Annotated in this window: 12 protein-coding genes; 5 read left to right on the top strand and 7 right to left on the bottom strand. The window is 44.5% G+C overall.

Going from position 1 to position 18452, the window contains the following annotated elements; genetic code table 11:
- The first annotated feature begins 7 nt into the window (after nt 1-7).
- Nucleotides 8-1675 carry a choline dehydrogenase gene (gene betA, locus V6259_RS11665; protein ID WP_341584642.1) on the top strand — a complete coding sequence of 556 codons (1668 nt, stop codon included), beginning with the start codon at nt 8-10 and terminating at the stop codon, nt 1673-1675.
- A gap of 237 nt (nt 1676-1912) precedes the next feature.
- Here the strand turns inward: betA and V6259_RS11670 are convergent, their stop codons facing one another.
- A complete protein-coding gene (locus V6259_RS11670; RefSeq protein WP_341584643.1) occupies nt 1913-2590 on the bottom strand; it encodes a zinc metallopeptidase in 678 nt (225 codons plus the stop codon).
- 106 nt (nt 2591-2696) lie between these two features.
- On the opposite strand from V6259_RS11670, the gene V6259_RS11675 reads away from it, so the two are divergent.
- The 3 genes from V6259_RS11675 to V6259_RS11685 all read left to right on the top strand — a co-directional run bounded on the left by V6259_RS11675 (nt 2697) and on the right by V6259_RS11685 (nt 6308).
- Nucleotides 2697-3275 carry a DNA-J related domain-containing protein gene (locus V6259_RS11675; RefSeq protein WP_341584644.1) on the top strand — a complete coding sequence of 193 codons (579 nt, stop codon included), beginning with the start codon at nt 2697-2699 and terminating at the stop codon, nt 3273-3275.
- 148 nt (nt 3276-3423) lie between these two features.
- On the top strand, nt 3424-4659 hold the full coding sequence (mltA, locus tag V6259_RS11680) for a murein transglycosylase A (protein ID WP_341584645.1): 1236 nt from the start codon (nt 3424-3426) through the stop codon (nt 4657-4659).
- 437 nt (nt 4660-5096) lie between these two features.
- Nucleotides 5097-6308, top strand: coding sequence for an ammonium transporter (locus V6259_RS11685; RefSeq protein WP_133012295.1), 1212 nt, complete (start codon nt 5097-5099; stop codon nt 6306-6308).
- A gap of 115 nt (nt 6309-6423) precedes the next feature.
- Here the strand turns inward: V6259_RS11685 and V6259_RS11690 are convergent, their stop codons facing one another.
- Nucleotides 6424-7758, bottom strand: coding sequence for an MATE family efflux transporter (locus tag V6259_RS11690; protein WP_341584646.1), 1335 nt, complete (start codon nt 7756-7758; stop codon nt 6424-6426).
- Between the two features lie 347 nt (nt 7759-8105).
- Here V6259_RS11690 and V6259_RS11695 point away from each other — a divergent pair, with 347 nt between their 5' ends.
- A complete protein-coding gene (locus tag V6259_RS11695; RefSeq protein WP_341584647.1) occupies nt 8106-9668 on the top strand; it encodes a cation:proton antiporter family protein in 1563 nt (520 codons plus the stop codon).
- 179 nt (nt 9669-9847) lie between these two features.
- On the opposite strand, the gene V6259_RS11700 is transcribed toward V6259_RS11695, so the two are convergent.
- The 5 genes from V6259_RS11700 to V6259_RS11720 all read right to left on the bottom strand — a co-directional run bounded on the left by V6259_RS11700 (nt 9848) and on the right by V6259_RS11720 (nt 18436).
- Nucleotides 9848-9973 carry a DUF6435 family protein gene (locus V6259_RS11700; protein WP_341584648.1) on the bottom strand — a complete coding sequence of 42 codons (126 nt, stop codon included), beginning with the start codon at nt 9971-9973 and terminating at the stop codon, nt 9848-9850.
- A gap of 41 nt (nt 9974-10014) precedes the next feature.
- A complete protein-coding gene (locus V6259_RS11705) occupies nt 10015-10224 on the bottom strand; it encodes a DUF1289 domain-containing protein (RefSeq protein ID WP_207923245.1) in 210 nt (69 codons plus the stop codon).
- 234 nt (nt 10225-10458) lie between these two features.
- A complete protein-coding gene (locus V6259_RS11710; RefSeq protein ID WP_133012290.1) occupies nt 10459-11880 on the bottom strand; it encodes an FAD-dependent oxidoreductase in 1422 nt (473 codons plus the stop codon).
- A 97-nt stretch (nt 11881-11977) separates the two neighbouring features.
- Nucleotides 11978-16429 carry a glutamate synthase large subunit gene (gene gltB, locus V6259_RS11715; RefSeq protein WP_341584649.1) on the bottom strand — a complete coding sequence of 1484 codons (4452 nt, stop codon included), beginning with the start codon at nt 16427-16429 and terminating at the stop codon, nt 11978-11980.
- A gap of 441 nt (nt 16430-16870) precedes the next feature.
- Nucleotides 16871-18436, bottom strand: coding sequence for an SPOR domain-containing protein (locus V6259_RS11720; RefSeq protein WP_341584650.1), 1566 nt, complete (start codon nt 18434-18436; stop codon nt 16871-16873).
- Between the last annotated feature and the right edge of the window lie 16 nt (nt 18437-18452).

Below are 18452 nucleotides of genomic sequence, written 5' to 3' on the forward strand. Positions count from 1 at the left end.
GAATATAATGGCAAACGAAATTTACGATTACGTTATTGTCGGCGCTGGTTCCGCGGGTTGTGTACTAGCAGACCGACTGACAGAAAATGGCGACAACAAGGTATTATTATTGGAGATGGGCGGCTCAGACAAGAGCGTTTTCATCCAAATGCCAACCGCTTTATCGTACCCAATGAACACAGACAAATACGCATGGCAATTCCATTCTGATAAAGAGCCAGGCTTAGACAACCGAGAAATGCACTGCCCTCGTGGCAAGGTACTAGGTGGGTCATCTTCCATTAATGGCATGGTGTACGTTCGCGGACATGCTTGCGACTTTGATCAATGGGAAGAAAACGGTGCGAAAGGCTGGAGTTATCAAGCTTGTCTACCATATTTCAAAAAAGCGGAAACATGGAAAGGCGGTGCAGACATGTATCGTGGCGGCCAAGGTCCCTTGTTTACCAACAATGGTAACGACATGACTTACAACCCTCTTTACCAAGCTTTTATTGATGCAGGCGAAGAAGCTGGTTACGGCAAGACAGGCGATTACAACGGTTACCGCCAAGAAGGCTTTGGCGCAATGCACATGACAGTAAAGAACGGTGTACGTGCTTCCACATCTAATGCCTACCTTCGTCGTGCAATGCAACGCCCTAACTTAACACTAAAAACTGGGGTGCTTAGTCACAAGGTCATTTTCGAAGGTAAAAAAGCAATTGGCATTGAATTCAGTAAGAATGGCAAAACTCAGCAACTAAACGCCCGCAAAGAAGTCATTTTATCTGCTGGTTCTGTCGGCTCGCCACAATTACTCCAATTGTCCGGTGTCGGTCCAAAAGACGTGCTAAAAAAAGCAGGAGTTCCTCTTTTACATGAGCTACCTGGTGTTGGTGAAAACCTGCAAGATCACTTAGAAGTTTACTTCCAATATTTCTGTAAAAAACCCGTCACGCTGAACAGTAAACTTGGTTTAATCAGTAAAGGGTTGATTGGTACCCGTTGGATGTTGTTTAAAACAGGTCTGGGGGCGACTAATCACTTTGAGTCTTGTGGTTTTATTCGTTCTCGCGCCGGACTCAAATGGCCAAACATTCAATATCACTTCTTGCCAGCAGCAATGCGATACGATGGGCAAGCCGCGGTTGAAGGGCATGGATTCCAAGTACATGTTGGACCCAATAAACCAGAAAGTCGTGGTAAGTTATGGATTGAATCAGCGGATCCGCAAGCCAAACCTCGTATATTGTTTAATTACATTTCTACCGAACAAGATAAGCAAGATTGGCGCGATACTATTCGCCTAACCCGTGAAGTACTCCAACAATCCGCTTTAAATGAATACCGTGGTGATGAAATTCAACCCGGTATGGCGATTCAAAGTGATGACGAAATTGATCAATGGGTAAAAGAAAATGTGGAAAGCGCTTACCACCCTTCTTGTACTTGTAAGATAGGCGCAGCCAACGACCCTATGGCGGTCTTAAATGAACATTGCCAAGTACGTGGTCTGAAAAACCTTCGTGTCGTGGATTCGTCTATTTTTCCAACGATCACCAACGGTAATTTAAATGCACCCACCATCATGGTTGCAGAAAAAGCCGCTGATATGATTCTTGGTAAACAAGCCTTACCTAGCCTAGGCGCACCGGTTTGGATTCATCCAGAATTTGAAACCAAACAGCGCTAAATAATGCTATTTTGTCACTGATGACATTGTTAATAAAAACCCCAAGATGAAGTAATTCATCTTGGGGTTTTTATTAACTAACTCGACAACATAATCATCTGGCGCATCTCGATAATAAACACCATCTGAGTAATACATATCGTCTCTCGTACGAAACTGAAAATATGATAGTTACAGCAGCACTATCGCTTGGACTACACAAAAATCACGGTATGGATGCTGATGCTAGAGGCCTGTTTAACGCTTAAACCAGCGCCACACAAACAACATTCGTAATAAGGCAGCGGATACATACGTCATAGCACAAGCAAATAAAATGCGTTTTACTTTAGGCAAATCTTCTTTCGGCAAGTAGCCTCCTTCTTCTAGAATAGGCAGTGCCTTATGAAAGCTGGCATCCCATTCTTCCGGCAAAATAGCCACTTGCACCAACACCGCCAGTATTCCTGATAACCCCACGACAAGGGCATGAATGGCCACCAAATAGGGGATGTGCAATACAACCGACAATAACGGCCAACCAATTAATAAACCACCAGCAAGCCGCTGTAAAAAGACCGCCTTTGGCAAATAACGTACTCGCAAACGTGCAATTCGTTCTTGCCGCTCATGAGCAATCGCATGGCCAACTTCATGGCTTGCCACCGCCACCGCAGTTAACGACTGCCCAGCAAACACACTGGGGCTTAAACGGACTTTATGTTGCTGAATATCAAAATGATCGCGGCCTTCTTGCGTGGTTTCCACAGAAACCTCATTTAACTCAAAACGACGAATCAAATGCTGAGCCAACTCGCCACCAGAACCTGGCAAATCATTCCGCGTTTGAGCGTAACGCTTCAAGGTAAATTTCACCCATAAATGCGGCCCACAAAAGAGAGCTAGAAACAGTAAAATAGCGAAAATCCACAACATAACGCACCATCTATTATTAAAAAAATAATTCATTTCATGTAATGGCTTTGACCCTTCTAGGCCTATTCATCTACACTTTGAGCGTTTTTAAAGGGAAAAGCACACTATGAGAAACCCACTAATCGGCCCCATCTTACATATATTAAAAAAACACCCTGAAGGCGTGGGCGAATTTGAGATTCTTAAAACACTCAAACAACAGATTCCTGAGCTAACAGACATTGCCACAGACGTTAACCTGCAATTGTTTCGACAACATTTTCTTATTATGAACGCCCTTTATCAGCTCCAATCAAGCCTGTGGCAAGAAGAATCACTGTCCCTATCAATCAGCGCCACTCACATTAGAATCCTTCCCTGCACACAAGTTCCCCTTTCAAACAGCAGGGATATTAATAATAGCGTCGATGCCAAACTGGCGGCCTATTATCTCGATTGGCACGAATATGAGAAAACAAACGAAGCGGATGTATCAAGCTTATTAAGCAGTTTTTACCAAGGAATTTATCTCACAGGTGACCGCGAGGCGGCGCTTGAGACCTTACAGCTAACCCAATCATCCCCGAGCAAAGAAGAGATCAAACGCCAATACCGAAAGCTCGCACATCAAACCCATCCAGACCGTGGGGGCGATACAGACGCCTTTATATCGTTACGTCAGGCCTATGAATGTCTGATGTTCTAGACGTCAATAAGTCTGTTATAAATTGTAAATTCAACGACGAAACATTGCGTTGCTCTGGCATAGCACGCAAGATAAATGCTTCTTAACAGCGTCCACACAATAATAGCTGTTGACTCATTTTTGATTACAAAGTTGATAGAAAACGCTTATGCCTCTACTTATATCGCCGTACATCACCGCTGAAAAACGCAACACCTCAAAAAGTAAAACAAGAGCACTGCTCACCACTCTGAGCCTATTCTCATTACTTTCGTTAACCGCCTGTAGCCAGTTTGAAGTGGATCCTTCCAACGACTTTAAAAATAATGGTCTCGATAAAAATGGAGTAAAACGAGACTCTCTATATTTAAAAGAAAGCCTTCCACCGGGCCTCCCCTATCCAGATCCCAGTTTTCAAAGTGGCTTAGAGCAACAAGTGGCATACTTGAATAAAATATCCAATCAAACATACCAACTAGAAAACACCGAAGTGAGTGTTCAGCAGCTCAAACAAGTGACCCACGAAATTCAGCACTGGCTTAAACAGCCTACTTATCAGCCCCATTTAAAAGCACTGCAATTGGCGGGGCAAGATTACCGCGGAAATGTACAAATTACGGGGTACTATGTTCCCGTGATACAAGTACGGCATAAACCTGATGCGGTGTACCGCTATCCACTTTATCGCAAACCATTAAAACGCGATACGAACGGCCAATTCCCTAGCCGTGAACAAATTGATTTTGAAAACGCCTTGCAAGGTCAAGGACTCGAAATTGCTTACAGTGCGAGTCTAGTCGACAATTTTTTCTTACATGTACAAGGTTCTGGCGTTGTGCAATATAAAGATGGCACTCGTGAACTTCTCTCATGGGGTGGTGTTAATGGCTGGCCGTACCGTAGCCTAGGGAAAATTCTCATTGAAAATGGTGAAATAGCACGCGCTGATATATCGGCACAAAGTATCAAACGCTGGCTTAAAGATCACCCAGATAAAGTCAGAGAAACACTCTCGCAAAACCCAAGCTACTTATTCTTCAGTGAAGGACAATCTGACCCAGTAGGCGCAGCAAATGTTCCTCTGACACCACTTTACTCGGTTGCAGTAGATCCTAAAGTCATTCCTCTTGGCTCCATTTTACTGGGCGAAATGCCTAAATTAGATCAACAAGGCAACCTCATTGGCCACGAATTTCGTTTGTTACTGGCGCAAGATAAAGGCGGCGCGATCAAAGGTCCAGGACACATAGACTGGTATCAAGGAATTGGGGATGAAGCTCACGTTCATGCTGGGCAACTCAAGCATTTTGGCAAAGTGTGGCTGCTGTTACCAAACAACGCTTACCAAACCTCAGTGCCTCAGGAGAACCCTTCAGAGAAACCACCATTGCACCCAATAAATTAAAAAAAAGCGGCGTACTTTACACACTAAAGTACGCCGCTTTATGTGAGATAAACAGACCAAGATTCACGTTAAAAAGCGTGACCTTCCTAAAGAGCTAGTCCTGCATTTAATGACTAAAATCCCCTCCTAGTTCAACCACATCATCCAAAATATTCTGTTTAAGCGTATAAGAGCAGAACAAGAGCAAAACGACATCAACTCATCATTACCTCTAGATCCTCTCAATCCGTTTCAGCCACGCCCTAAACAATGCCAAAAAATAATGCGTAGTAAACATCGCTAAAGAAAGCACCAAAATAATGCAGACATGGAACGTTTTTTGCTTGTGATTACCCTTTTAAGTCCGTCATATCTGTTTTTTTAGCAATTTGCTTCTTAATACAGCAAAAACAAAAACATAAAGCACCCGTTCGGTGCATTTTATATAGGAGCGCTTCGTGACCGTCACAAACAGTGCAGTAGAAACACTGATTTCCAATTCAAATACTTTTTTTATTCTGCTTGGTGCCATCATGGTATTTACCATGCATGCCGGCTTCGCATTTTTAGAAGTCGGGACTGTGCGCCATAAAAATCAGGTCAATGCGCTAGTAAAAATAATGACTGATTTTGCTATTTCCGCTCTGGTCTATTTTTTCATTGGATACCATATAGCCTACGGCGTCAGCTTTTTCGAAAGCGCGACCACACTGTCACAAAACAGTGGCTACGCTTTGGTTAAGTTCTTCTTTCTTATGACATTTGCCGCCGCCATACCCGCTATTATTTCTGGTGGTGTGGCAGAACGCGCTAGATTTTATCCTATGCTTATCTCTGCAGCGATTATAGTCGGTGTTGCCTATCCCTTCTTTGAAGGTCTGATATGGAATGGTAATTATGGGTTTCAACATTGGTTAACTCAGCAATATGGTGCGCCATTTCATGACTTTGCGGGCTCCATTGTCGTTCATGCATTTGGAGGTTGGGTTGCTCTAGCGGCCATTGTGTTACTCGGCACTCGTAATGGTCGTTTCAGAAATGGAAAGCTCATCGCATTTGTCCCATCAAACATTCCATTTCTCGCCCTAGGTGCCTGGATTCTTTGTATTGGCTGGTTTGGCTTTAACGTTATGTCCGCACAAACTCTAGACGGTATTAGCGGACTAGTGGCTGTCAATTCGTTAATGGCGATGGTTGGAGGGATTATTTCTACCATGGTGCTGGGTAAAAAAGATCCGGGATTTATTCATAACGGACCTCTCGCTGGACTGGTTGCCATTTGCGCAGGTTCAGACATTATGCATCCTATTGGAGCTCTAGCAACCGGGCTGATCGCTGGCGCATTATTTACTTGGTTATTCACACTCATACAACAGAAATTCCACCACATTGATGACGTATTGGGTGTATGGCCGTTGCATGGAGTTTGTGGAACTTGGGGTGGGCTTGCTGCCGGTATATTTGGCCTAAAGTCCTTTGGCGGATTAGGCGGTGTCAGCTTTATGTCTCAAATCATCGGTTCTTTTACTGGCATAGGAATCGCGTTAATCAGCGGTTTTGTCGTTTATGGTGCGGTCAAAGCCATTAGTGGTTTGCGCTTAAGCGAAGAAGAAGAATATAACGGGGCGGATCTTTCCATCCATAAAATAAGCTCTGATAGCAGAGACTAAATAGCGTCTGACAATCCATATCAGAATGGCTGATGCTCTAACAAAATGGGCTATTGGAAACGACGTGGTAACAATAGCCCAGCAGCATAAGACGATGTTCTAACAATGAAATCGTCTATTGCTCCTTAAACAAACGTCGTTCTATCAACCTAATTGCACGGCGATACATAAACCAAGAACAAATGCCTGCCAACACATTGCCAAACAGAACACCTGTAAATAGGCCTTTTAAGCCCGCTAATTCAGAGCCGATCCAAAGGCACGGCAAGAAAAAAGCAAACAGCCGTAAAGCAGATATAGTCAACGCGGTATATGATTTCCCTAAGGCATTCGAGATCGACACCATCAACATGCAAATCCCCAACGGCCCTAAGCTAATCGGTATTATCATCAGATGCCAATGTAAAATCTGTCGAACTTCCGTCTCGCTAGTCATCAAGTTGGCTAAACCACTTGAAGCAAAAAACGTCACAACGGCGATCAATAACTGAAATAATAAAACAAAGCGACACGCCACTTTTACAATATAACGAATGTCTTCAGATCTTCCCGCCCCTAATAAACGTCCGATAAAAGGCGGCATCGACATCGTCAATGCCAAAACGGACACAATCGCAAAGAATTCAAAACGCGATCCTAGAGCCCATGACGCTACCGCGGCGGTACCAAATCCTGCAATCAGTTTGGTGGCCAACATAGACGATACCGGAGGCAATAACTGACTCACCATCGCAGGCCCCATTATGTGGCCAATATCCGCTAAGCTTTGAGTGATTTTTAAGTCTTTCCAGTCAAACATGATCCAATGCTTACGAGCTACTTTAGGCGCAACCACCAAAACGCCAATACCGAACGCTAAGGTTGTAGCCATGGCCGCACCATTAAGCCCAAAACCCAATTTGAAAATGAAAATAGGATCTAACACTAAGTTCAGAACACTCGTCACTATCATCATTATTCCAGGTAATAATGTATTTCCATGAGACCGACAAATGCTGTAATAAAAATAGATCAAGGCGCCTACCCAAGCGCTAAGAAGCCAATGAGGCCAATAAGAATCAATGATCGGATACACAGAATCTGGCGCACTTAACAAGGCCAAAATAGGATGACGTAGCAACCAAATCAACACCGCAAAAAAAGCGATACCAATGCTGCCCATCGTTAAAACTAAGCCACCTAACTGTTTAGCATAACGTGTTTTTTGTGCCCCTAATGCTCTGGATATAATCGCCGTCGTAGCGATCCCTAACCCAACCTGCAAGCCAATTACTATCATTTGAATAGGTAAGGTAAAACCCTGAGCAGCCAAAGGTAAAATACCTAATTGGCCGATAAAAGCACTGTCTACCAGCTGAAAACTCATTAACGACAACACCCCAAAAAGCATGGGCCAAGTCATAGTGAATAATTCGCGAGCAAGAGAAGGTTGAGCTGAGTTTGAAGACATAAATTAGGTATTTCTAAGCAGAAAAGGAAAATAAGGAACCCGGATTATACGTGATTTTCCTAACAAATTCGTCATATCGAAATTTATCTATTTATTATCACGATTCTCCGACTAAGAGTACTAACGGCCACACCTTAGTGACTTATTCCTTGATGGTTACTTAAAGAAATTAGGCAAGCAGGTACGAGAGAGTAAGAAAGTACATAAAAGCACTACTCTAATGAGATGAAAACACCCTGAAGGTGCTTTTCGGGCTGTGTTTTAGACATGAATTCCGTATCATATTCCTCACCACTGCTGGCGCTGTTTAACGCCTCAACGGCTTTCAAGAAAATTAGAAGGATTGCATGGAATTTATTTGGATATTATTTGCGTTTGTCTGCGGCCTCGCCGTTAAGTTAATCAATTTGCCACCTCTCATTGGCTTTTTGTTGGCTGGCTTTTTACTGAATGCATTTGGCATGCAGCCCAGCAGTACGCTAGATTCTTTGGCTAATTTAGGCATTACCTTGATGCTGTTCTGTATTGGCTTGAAGCTCCACGTAAAAGACTTATTTAAACGCGAAGTCTGGGCGTCGACTCTAGGCCATATGGGTCTTTGGACTGTTTTACTGATTGCGATCTGCTTACTATTAGGCAGTTTAAGCCTGCCTTTCTTTGGTATTCTGGAGTTAAAAACCGCGGCGTTACTTGGCTTCGCACTGAGTTTTTCCAGTACGGTTTGTGTCATCAAATTACTGGAAGAAAGCAGCGAGTTAAAAACACGTCATGGACAATTAGCACTCGGCATTCTGGTGATGCAAGACATAGTCGCTGTGGTCTTCTTGGTGTTTGCTACTGGGAAGACGCCATCACTCTGGGCGCTCGCCCTGTTTGGCCTATTGTTGGTCCGTCCCATCCTGAATAAAATCGTCGATAAAGCAGGCCACGGTGAAATGCTCCCACTTACCGGACTTTTTCTCGCACTGGGTGGCTATGAACTTTTCTATCTTGTTGGTGTAAAAGGCGATTTAGGGGCTCTGATTTTTGGTGTGTTACTCGCGTCTCACAGTAAAGCCGCCGAAATGAACAAGGCTTTGATGAACTTTAAAGATCTGTTTCTTATTGGTTTCTTTTTGTCCATTGGCTTTACCGCCTTACCAACGTTAAATATGGTCGCGGTCAGCTTTATAATCACCTTGGTTATCTTAGTGAAGTTTGCCCTTTTCTTCGCACTGTTTACCAAGTTGAAATTACGTGGGCGTACTTCTTTCTTATCGTCTATTGTGCTGTCGAATTACAGCGAGTTTGGCTTAATTGTGGTCGCTCTGAGCGTAGCTAATGGCTGGCTTGCTAAAGAGTGGTTGGTGGTACTCGCCTTGGCGGTGTCTTTTTCTTTTATCATTACCAGCTTGCTATATCGAAACGTACACCGCTTGTATCGTAAAAACAAAGAAATCATTCGCCGCTTTGAAAGTCCAAAATGTTTGCCTGAAGATGTCTTCGTACAACCGGTTGATACTGAAATCTTGGTCGTCGGATTAGGTCGAGTAGGACGCGGCGCCTTTGATTCACTAAAAGGTTTGGTGGGTGATACCGTGGCCGGTATGGACGCAGACCGAAACCGCATCACTAAAATGCAAGAAGCCCAAGACAACGTCTTTTATGGCGATGGAGAAGACGCTGACCTTTGGGAGCGTCTCGACACCTCAAGCATTCATTTGGTGCTATTGGCGTTACCCGCGGCAGAAGATACTACTAATATTGCCGTGCAACTACGTAAAGCCAATTACACTGGACAAATTGCCGCGATTGCCCGCTATCAAGATGAGCGTGACATTCTCATCGACAGTGGCATCAATAATGTCTTTAACTTCTACACCGAAGCCGGTACTGGGTTTGCCGAAGAGAGCTTAGCCTTGATCCGTTAAACGGACTGACTCCTAGAAAGCAAAAAACGATGTGTTATGCCTTATTCAATCGGCCTATCACATCGTTTTTTTCGCCTGTAATCAGTGCTTTTAAGGCGGCTAGATTATTTTATTACAGTTAAATTGTTTTATAACAGTTAAGAAGTCATCGCGTTAAGTTTCGCTTTCACCATTTCAGCTTATGCCGTCAGCTCGGCATAGCGTTTTATATCCCCGCCACGCTGAGCTTGCATAGCCTTTTCCAATAGTTGTCCATATTCTTTGTCGAGCGCTTTGCGCGGATCAGATTTAAGAAAAGAAAACATATAACCACCTCTTTTTTGAAGACTTGCCTATCAATACGTTGCTAACGCCTTTTTGGATTACTAAAGGGCTTCTGACCGAATGCATCCACTGCGAGCGTCTTACGTTCCGCCGCGCGTTTAAGGGCCTGTTGTTTCTCGTTTTGCGACGCCGCAGACCAACCTAGAATGTCTTCTAAAGAACGAAAACAACCTAGACAGATATCTTCTTCATTCAGGCAGCATTGTCGAATACAAGGAGAAGAAATCGTCATATATACTCTCATGCTTAATAGTTGATATAACTAAGTTTAGACCATTTTACGCTTCTAGTCGGAAGCGTAGCTCACTTGCTCTTAATTCCAAAAACACCTTTGTTTTCAAATAAAAACTGACCTTGTCTTAAAACGAAAAAAAACACGTATTTGATACTCAAATACGTGTTTTTTATGCTCCTTATATCCCCCGTTAATATCTTATAGGGAGGTATAAGTTACTTTAATTAGCAATTAAACGTCTAAGAAATCCATGATTCCTTCGGCCGCTTTACGCCCTTCATCAATCGCCGTTACAACAAGATCAGAACCACGCACCATGTCGCCACCAGCAAAAATTTTCTCATTGGTTGTTTGGAACATGTACTTGCCTTGCTTAGGCGCTAGAACACGACCACGAGAATCGGTTTCGATACCGAATTTCTCAAACCAAGGTGCCGGGCTCGCTTGGAAACCAAAGGCCACTAAGATCGCATCTGCAGGGATAATTTGCTCGCTGCCTTCAACAACTTCAGCGCTACGACGACCATTTGCGTCTGGCTCGCCCATCTTAGTTTCTACTACCTTGATGCCTTCCACTTTACCATTACCAACGATTTCCACTGGCTGACGATTAAAGAGAAACTGAACCCCTTCTTCACGCGCATTGGTCACTTCTTTACGTGAGCCTGGCATGTTTTCTTGGTCACGACGGTAAGCACAAGCGACACCTTTAGCGCCTTGGCGAATCGCCGTACGGTTACAGTCCATCGCAGTATCACCGCCCCCTAAGACAACCACTTGCTTGCCTTTTAGGTTGATGTAATCGCTTTCGTCTTCTTCGAAATCTAAACAATGGTTCACATTAGAAATCAAGTAATCTAACGCATCATGAACTCCAGGTAGATCTTCCCCAGGGAAGCCGCCCTTCATGTATTTATAAGTACCCATGCCTAGAAACACAGCATCGTACTCTTCTAAAACATGTTCAAATGGTACGTCATCGCCAACCGAGGTTCCCAATACAAATTCAACGCCCATTTCTTCAAAGATCTCACGACGGCGCGTCATGACACTTTTTTCGAGCTTAAATTCAGGGATACCAAACGTCAGCAAACCACCGATTTCTGGGTATTTATCAAACACTACTGGTTTAATACCATTGCGCACTAGCACGTCTGCACACGCTAACCCAGCAGGTCCTGCGCCGACGATAGCCACGGTTTTATTAACCGGCACTACGTTGGTCATATCCGGGCGCCAGCCAAGTGCAAACGCGGTATCTGTGATGTATTTCTCAACAGACCCTATAGTCACAGCACCAAAGCCACCTTCGCCCAGCGTACAAGCGCCTTCACAAAGACGGTCTTGTGGACAAACACGACCACACACTTCAGGCAAAGAGTTGGTTTGATGGCTCAACTCAGCGGCTTCTAAAATATTCCCTTCACTCACCAACTTTAACCAGTTAGGAATGTAGTTGTGAACAGGACATTTCCATTCACAATAAGGGTTACCACATTCAAGGCAACGATGAGACTGCCCTTTGGCATTCTCTTCCTCAAACGGTTTATAAATTTCGACGAATTGTGCCTTACGAGTAATTAAAGGCTTCTTCTTCGGATCTTTACGATCCACTTCGACGAATTGAAATGCATTGTTCAAGCGCTCAGACATAAGCTGCTATCTCCTATGGCCGCTTGCAAGCAAGCGGCGCTTCTCTCAAATGGGTCAAACTGATTGATTCATGGTGTCTAGCACCACGCAGCCGATTTTATTCTGGACGCTGACGAGTACTATCTAGCAACGCACCTAAGCTCGCGGCTTTGGGTTTTACTAGCCAGAATTTGCCAATGTAGTCATAGAAGTTTTCTAAGATTTCTTTGCCCCATTCGCTGTCAGTTTCTCGAACATATTCTTCAATTACACTGCGTAAGTGAGAACGATATTCTTCGGTTATTTCTGTGCCTACACGTTGGATCTCAACAAGTTCGTGGTTGTACTTATCCACGAAAGTACGATCCATATCCAACACGTACGCAAAACCACCGGTCATACCCGCACCAAAGTTGTAGCCAGTATCACCAAGAACCGTTACCAAACCGCCTGTCATGTACTCACAACAGTGATCGCCTGCACCTTCGATAACCGCATGGGTACCTGAGTTACGTACCGCAAAACGCTCACCTGCAATACCGGCTGCGAATAACTTACCGCCAGTCGCACCGTACAGACAAGTGTTACCAATGATCACTGTATCTTGTGATGCAAAAACAGAATTACGCGGTGGACGAATCACCAGCTTACCGCCGGTCATGCCTTTACCTACATAATCGTTCGCGTCGCCTTCAAGGTACATGTTTAAGCCACCAGCGTTCCAAACACCAAAACTTTGCCCAGCAGTACCGGTCAGCTTCAATGTAACGGGGGCATCAGACATACCTTGGTTGCCGTAGCGTTTAGCGATCTCACCAGACAAACGTGCTCCAATAGAGCGGTCACAGTTGGTCACACGGAAGGCAAACTCGCCACCTTCTTTTTCTTCCACTGTCGGCTGTATCGTTGCCCACATTTTAAGCGCTAATAATCCCTTATCGTGTGGCGGGTTAAATGGCGTTACACAGTACTGAGCTTTGTCCGCTGGAATCGCATCATTCAACAAGATAGGAGAAAGATCCAAACCTTGTTGCTTCTCTGTTTCGCCCGGCAAGATAGTCAATAAGTCAGTACGACCAATCAAGTCTTGTAGACGAGCCACACCCAACTTAGCCAACCATAAACGCGTATCTTCGGCCATAAAGCGGAAGAAGTTTTTGATCATGTCTACAGTGCCGATGAAGTGTTCATCACGCAGCATTTGATCTTGCGTTGCAACACCCGTTGCACAGTTATTTAGGTGACAAATTCGTAAGAACTTACAACCCATCGCAATCATCGGAGTCGTACCAAAGCCAAAGCTTTCTGCACCTAAGATCGCGGCTTTAACCACATCCAGACCGGTTTTTAAGCCACCGTCTGTTTGCAGGCGGATCTTACCGCGCAGATCATTAGAACGCAGCGCTTGTTGCGCTTCCGCCAAGCCCAGTTCCCAAGGAGATCCAGCATGACGAATAGACGTCAGTGGCGATGCCGCTGTACCGCCATCGTAACCAGAGATGGTGATCAAATCGGCATAAGCTTTCGCCACACCTGCCGCGATCGTACCGACACCGGGTTCAGACACCAATTTCACCGAGACAAGCGCGTCTGGGTTAACTTGTTTCAAATCAAAGATCAGCTGAGCCAAATCTTCAATCGAATAAATATCGTGATGTGGTGGCGGTGAAATCAAGGTTACACCCGGTACTGCATAACGCAAACGTGCAATTAGACCATTCACTTTACCGCCGGGTAACTGACCCCCTTCACCTGGTTTTGCACCTTGCGCTACCTTGATCTGTAGCACTTCAGCATTCACTAGGTATTCTGGTGTCACACCAAAGCGACCAGAGGCAATTTGCTTAATCTTAGAACGACGCTCAGTACCATGGCGAGCTGGGTCTTCACCGCCCTCACCTGAGTTTGAACGACAGCCTAATTCATTCATCGCTTGCGCTAAGGCTTCATGTGCTTCTGGGGACAAGGCACCCAGCGACATACCGGCAGAGTCAAAGCGAGGCAAGATGTCTTCTAGTGACTCAACCTCATCAATGGCGATGGCCTTGGCTTTATCAGATAAGACAAACAAGTCACGCAGCATAGACGCAGGGCGATTGTTAACCAATTCGGTGTAAGCCGTGAAATCTTCAAAACGACCACTGCCCACTGCGGTTTGTAGATTACGAACCACATCAGGATTAAAAGCGTGATATTCCGCATCATGGACGTATTTAAGATAACCGCCCTGCTGAATAGGTTTGCGTAATTTCCAAGCATTATTAGCAACGGTAACTTGCTCACGTTGGAAGTCTTCAAAACGCGCGCCTTTAATACGGCTCGCTACACCCTTGAAGCAAAGATCGATCACTTTCGTATCTAACCCAACGGCTTCGAACAATTGCGCGCCGCGATAAGAGGCGATAGTGGAAATCCCCATTTTAGATAGGATCTTCATCATGCCTTTGTTAATACCTTTACGGTATTTAACATGACAAGCAATTGGGTCACCCAGTACTTCGCCTTTATCTACCATGTCATTAATCAAACGGTAAGATAAGTACGGATACACGGCGGTTGCACCAAAGCCTAACAAGACCGCAAACTGATGAGGATCTCGTGCGAAACCGGTGTCTGCGATGATATTAGAATCACAACGCAAACCGACAGCGCTTAAATGGTGATGCACAGCGCCGACAGCCATAGGCGCTGGAATAGGCAAATGACCTTTTTTAATGTTGCGATCGGTTAATACCACAATCACGGCACCATTACGCACCGCTTCTTCTGCACTGATACGCAGATCTTTAATGGCTTGCTCTAACGACACTTCATCTGGATTGTAGTTGGTGTTCAAACGAACCAAACGGAAACGATGATCGTTCATTGCCAACAAACGGCTGTATTTACGTGGTGACAACACAGGCGATGACAAAATAATGCGATTCGCGTGTTTTGGCGTTTCTTCGAACAGGTTACGTTCAACACCGATGCACGTTTCTAGCGACATCACTACCGATTCACGAAGTGGATCAATCGGTGGGTTCGTTACCTGAGCGAATTTCTGGCGGAAATAATCCGTCACTGGACGAGTCTGGCTCGACATAACAGCCATTGGCGTATCATCGCCCATGGAGCCTACCGCTTCATGACCGCTTTCCGCTAATGGACGGAAAATCTGTTCACGCTCTTCAAAAGATACTTGGAACATCTTTTGGTACGTTAGCATTTCTTCTTTGGTAAAAGGTTCGAACTCAAGAGACGATTCTTCTAACAAAGACTCAATGCGAATCGCTTCTTGCTTCAACCATTTTTTGTAAGGATGCGCGGCTTTCAAGCGATTATCGATGTCATTGGTATGCAGTACTTGGCCTGTTTGAGTGTCGACCACCAACATTTGACCCGGACCTACACGTCCTTTTGATACTACGTCTTCTGGCTTGTAGCCATAGGTACCAATTTCGGACGCCAAGGTAATGAATCCGTTTTTGGTAATCACCCAACGAGAAGGACGCAAACCGTTACGATCCAACATACAAATCGCATGGCGACCATCGGTCATAACAAGACCCGCTGGGCCGTCCCAAGGGTCCATGTGCATGGAGTTATATTGGTAGAATGCACGTAGCTCAGGGTCCATATTCTCAACGTTTTGCCACGCCGGTGGAATGATCAAGCGCGCCGCACGGAAGATGTCCACACCGCCAGTAACCAAGACTTCTAGCATGTTGTCCATTGATGACGAGTCAGATCCCGTCAAGTTAACCAATGGCTGTAAATCTTGCAGCTCCGGAATCAATGGCGAGCGTAATTTGTTCGCTCGAGCCAAAGCCCAATTACGATTGCCTTCAATCGTATTGATCTCACCATTGTGCGCCAACATACGAAATGGTTGTGCCAATGGCCATTTAGGCAATGTATTAGTAGAGAAACGCTGATGGAAAACACAGATTGCTGTCTGTAAATTCTCATTACCTAAGTCTTTATAAAAGACAGGAAGGTCTTCTGGCATCATCAAACCTTTGTAAGACAAAACTTTGTCTGACAAAGAGCAGATGTAGAAGTTTTCATATTGCGCCAATGCAATCTCAGTTTGACGACGCGCTACGAATAAGCGTGTCGCAAAAGTGCGAGCGTCCATACGATTGCTGTCGACAAATACTTGTTCAATACGAGGCAAACATTCTTCAGCAATACGACCGAGACAAGAAGCATCCATTGGCACTTCACGCCAACCGACTACATTCATTCCCTGATCTTTTAGCTTTTGAGTCAAGACATCACGTTGCTCTGTCGCAAGTGCTTCATCTTGATCCAAGAAAACCATACCGATGCCATATAGATCGGATAATGTGTGATTAAACAAAGCCTCAGCTTCGCTACGAAGAAAGGTATCCGGCTTTTGAATAAGAAGACCACAACCATCACCGGTTTTGCCATCGGAAGCAATACCTCCACGGTGTGTCATACATGTCAAAGACTCAATGGCTGTCTTAAGTAATTCATGGCTAGTATTGCCTTCCATATGAGCAATTAAACCAAAGCCACAGTTGTCTTTGAATTCGCCAGGACGATAAAGGCCTGCATTCATACACCAACTCCCACAGTTGAAACATAAAGATTATTAACTAGAACTAAAAATGAAATTTTGATGGTCAGACATGTAGAAAGCCATTAATCGGCTTTGAGAATGATTGTTATCTGCCCTATAGACCACCCAAAAGGAGAATGATAGTACCTCGCAGCGTGCGACTACTCAAATCCAACTAACAGGGGTTAGCGTCATTTTGTGGTTTTTTAGCGGGTGTTTCAGTGCAGTTAAACGCTTCGAGGAGAATTATCTATGGCTGGAGATTTTCCAAACAGAAAATTCCACTGCGAATGTGTGTATTTCAGAGATAAATGGTTTTTTATCGGGAAATGATGATTTTTTAAAAAAAATCGCCTAAAAAAACGCAAGAATAGTTCTAAATCGATGTAAGAAATGCAGAATATCGAATCTAATCAACGGTTATTAGCCTATTTCAGGCGATTATCCTGCTTTTTTAATGTCTTGCTGGATACTTAGAACACTTCTGGACCAAGGGTTTAAGTCTCTTAAATCTCTGGGAAGCGATTCAACAGCGGCGATTGCTTCACTGCGGTTTCGGTACATGCCATATACTACTACATACCAATCACGGCCATTGTGCTTCGACTTAAAGTAGCTAAAAACACTAACACTGCCTTGAGATTTGATGAAATCTTTCACCGTATCAAGGTTATAAGTCCCTAATAATTGTAGCGTATAACGACTTGGACTTTGTGATAACCACCATTGTGTCTTATCAAATGGATCATTAGAGCGCTTACTTATAGTAGCCACTGGCGTTTTATCCACTGTCGTCGGTTCAATAACCATCGGAGCAGACTCTTGAATAGGGGCTGGTGTTGCTTTTGGTATCGCTTGACGAATAGGCGCAACAGGCAATGACGACGTCATTGATGGTGTTTCAGGTTGTATTGAAGATGTGGAAACATTGGTACTTTCTTCTACACCAGCCGGAATGGGAGGAAGCGAAACCTTGCCCTCCATGCCGATTTTGCGCTGCATCGCATCAATCCGAGCGATGGTCTCAGAAGAAGATTGCCCAGCACGTAATTCTGGTTTTGGACTTAACGGAATAACATTGCTCGTACGATCCGTCATTTCTGAAGCCGTTTTATCAGGGTCACTAAATACCACGGCAATCAGGATACCTAGCATCACCACACAAAGCAGAGCCATATGAACCAGCGGAAAGCCCAACGCTAAATTAAATCGACTGCCGCGCTTAACACCTTTTTCACCGTTGCCCATCATAGACTGAGCTACCTGGTTAATAGCACCCGGATAACCTCCAGACTCCTGATAAATTTGTTTAACCTGCTTCTCAGTAAATGGCAAATTAATGCTACCACCCACGGTTCGCACTCGATGCAATAAGTACGCTTTGGTTTGTTCAAATGAATAAGGGGCGATATCCAGCGTGTGACTTAATTGCTCATAACGAGAACGCTGGTAGGAGTCTAGATTCCGCGAAATAGGAGATTCAGTAAACAGAGCGACATGAGGTACAGATTGATTTTCAGTGGCTAACGACATCATGTCTAACAACATACTAACCGCATCGGTATTCAGCTCTTGAGCATTGTCGATCAAGATCAATGCCTTCTGGCCCCGCGCTTCTGACTCATGAGAAAACTTCAGCAGTGGACCAAAAGTCGCCTCATTAGGTGGCTCTTTTAGTTGTGTAGAGAAACCGCTATAGATAGCTTGAAGTAACTGGCCTGCTGTCATCAGCATACTGCCCTTTACTTGACTAATAATCGTCGAATCATCTTGATGACGCGCAAACTCCATCATAAAACGACTTTTACCGCTGCCTTGAGGACCTTGCACAACCGACAATAAATTACTGTAACGGCTTAAGTGCTCAAGCAAAGCTAACTGTTGATTACCTTCTTCAGAGGCAAAGTAGGCGGACATGTCTTTAGAGCCGAACGGATCCCTCAGCGTCGCTTTTGGCGGCTGATTTAGAGCATTTTCTAAGTCAAGCTGAAAACTGGGATCTGACATTCTTGTCCTTTAAAGT

Origin of the sequence: Marinomonas sp. TI.3.20 (genome assembly GCF_038155025.1) — a bacterium.
Classification (GTDB): Bacteria; Pseudomonadota; Gammaproteobacteria; order Pseudomonadales; family Marinomonadaceae; genus Marinomonas; species Marinomonas flavescens.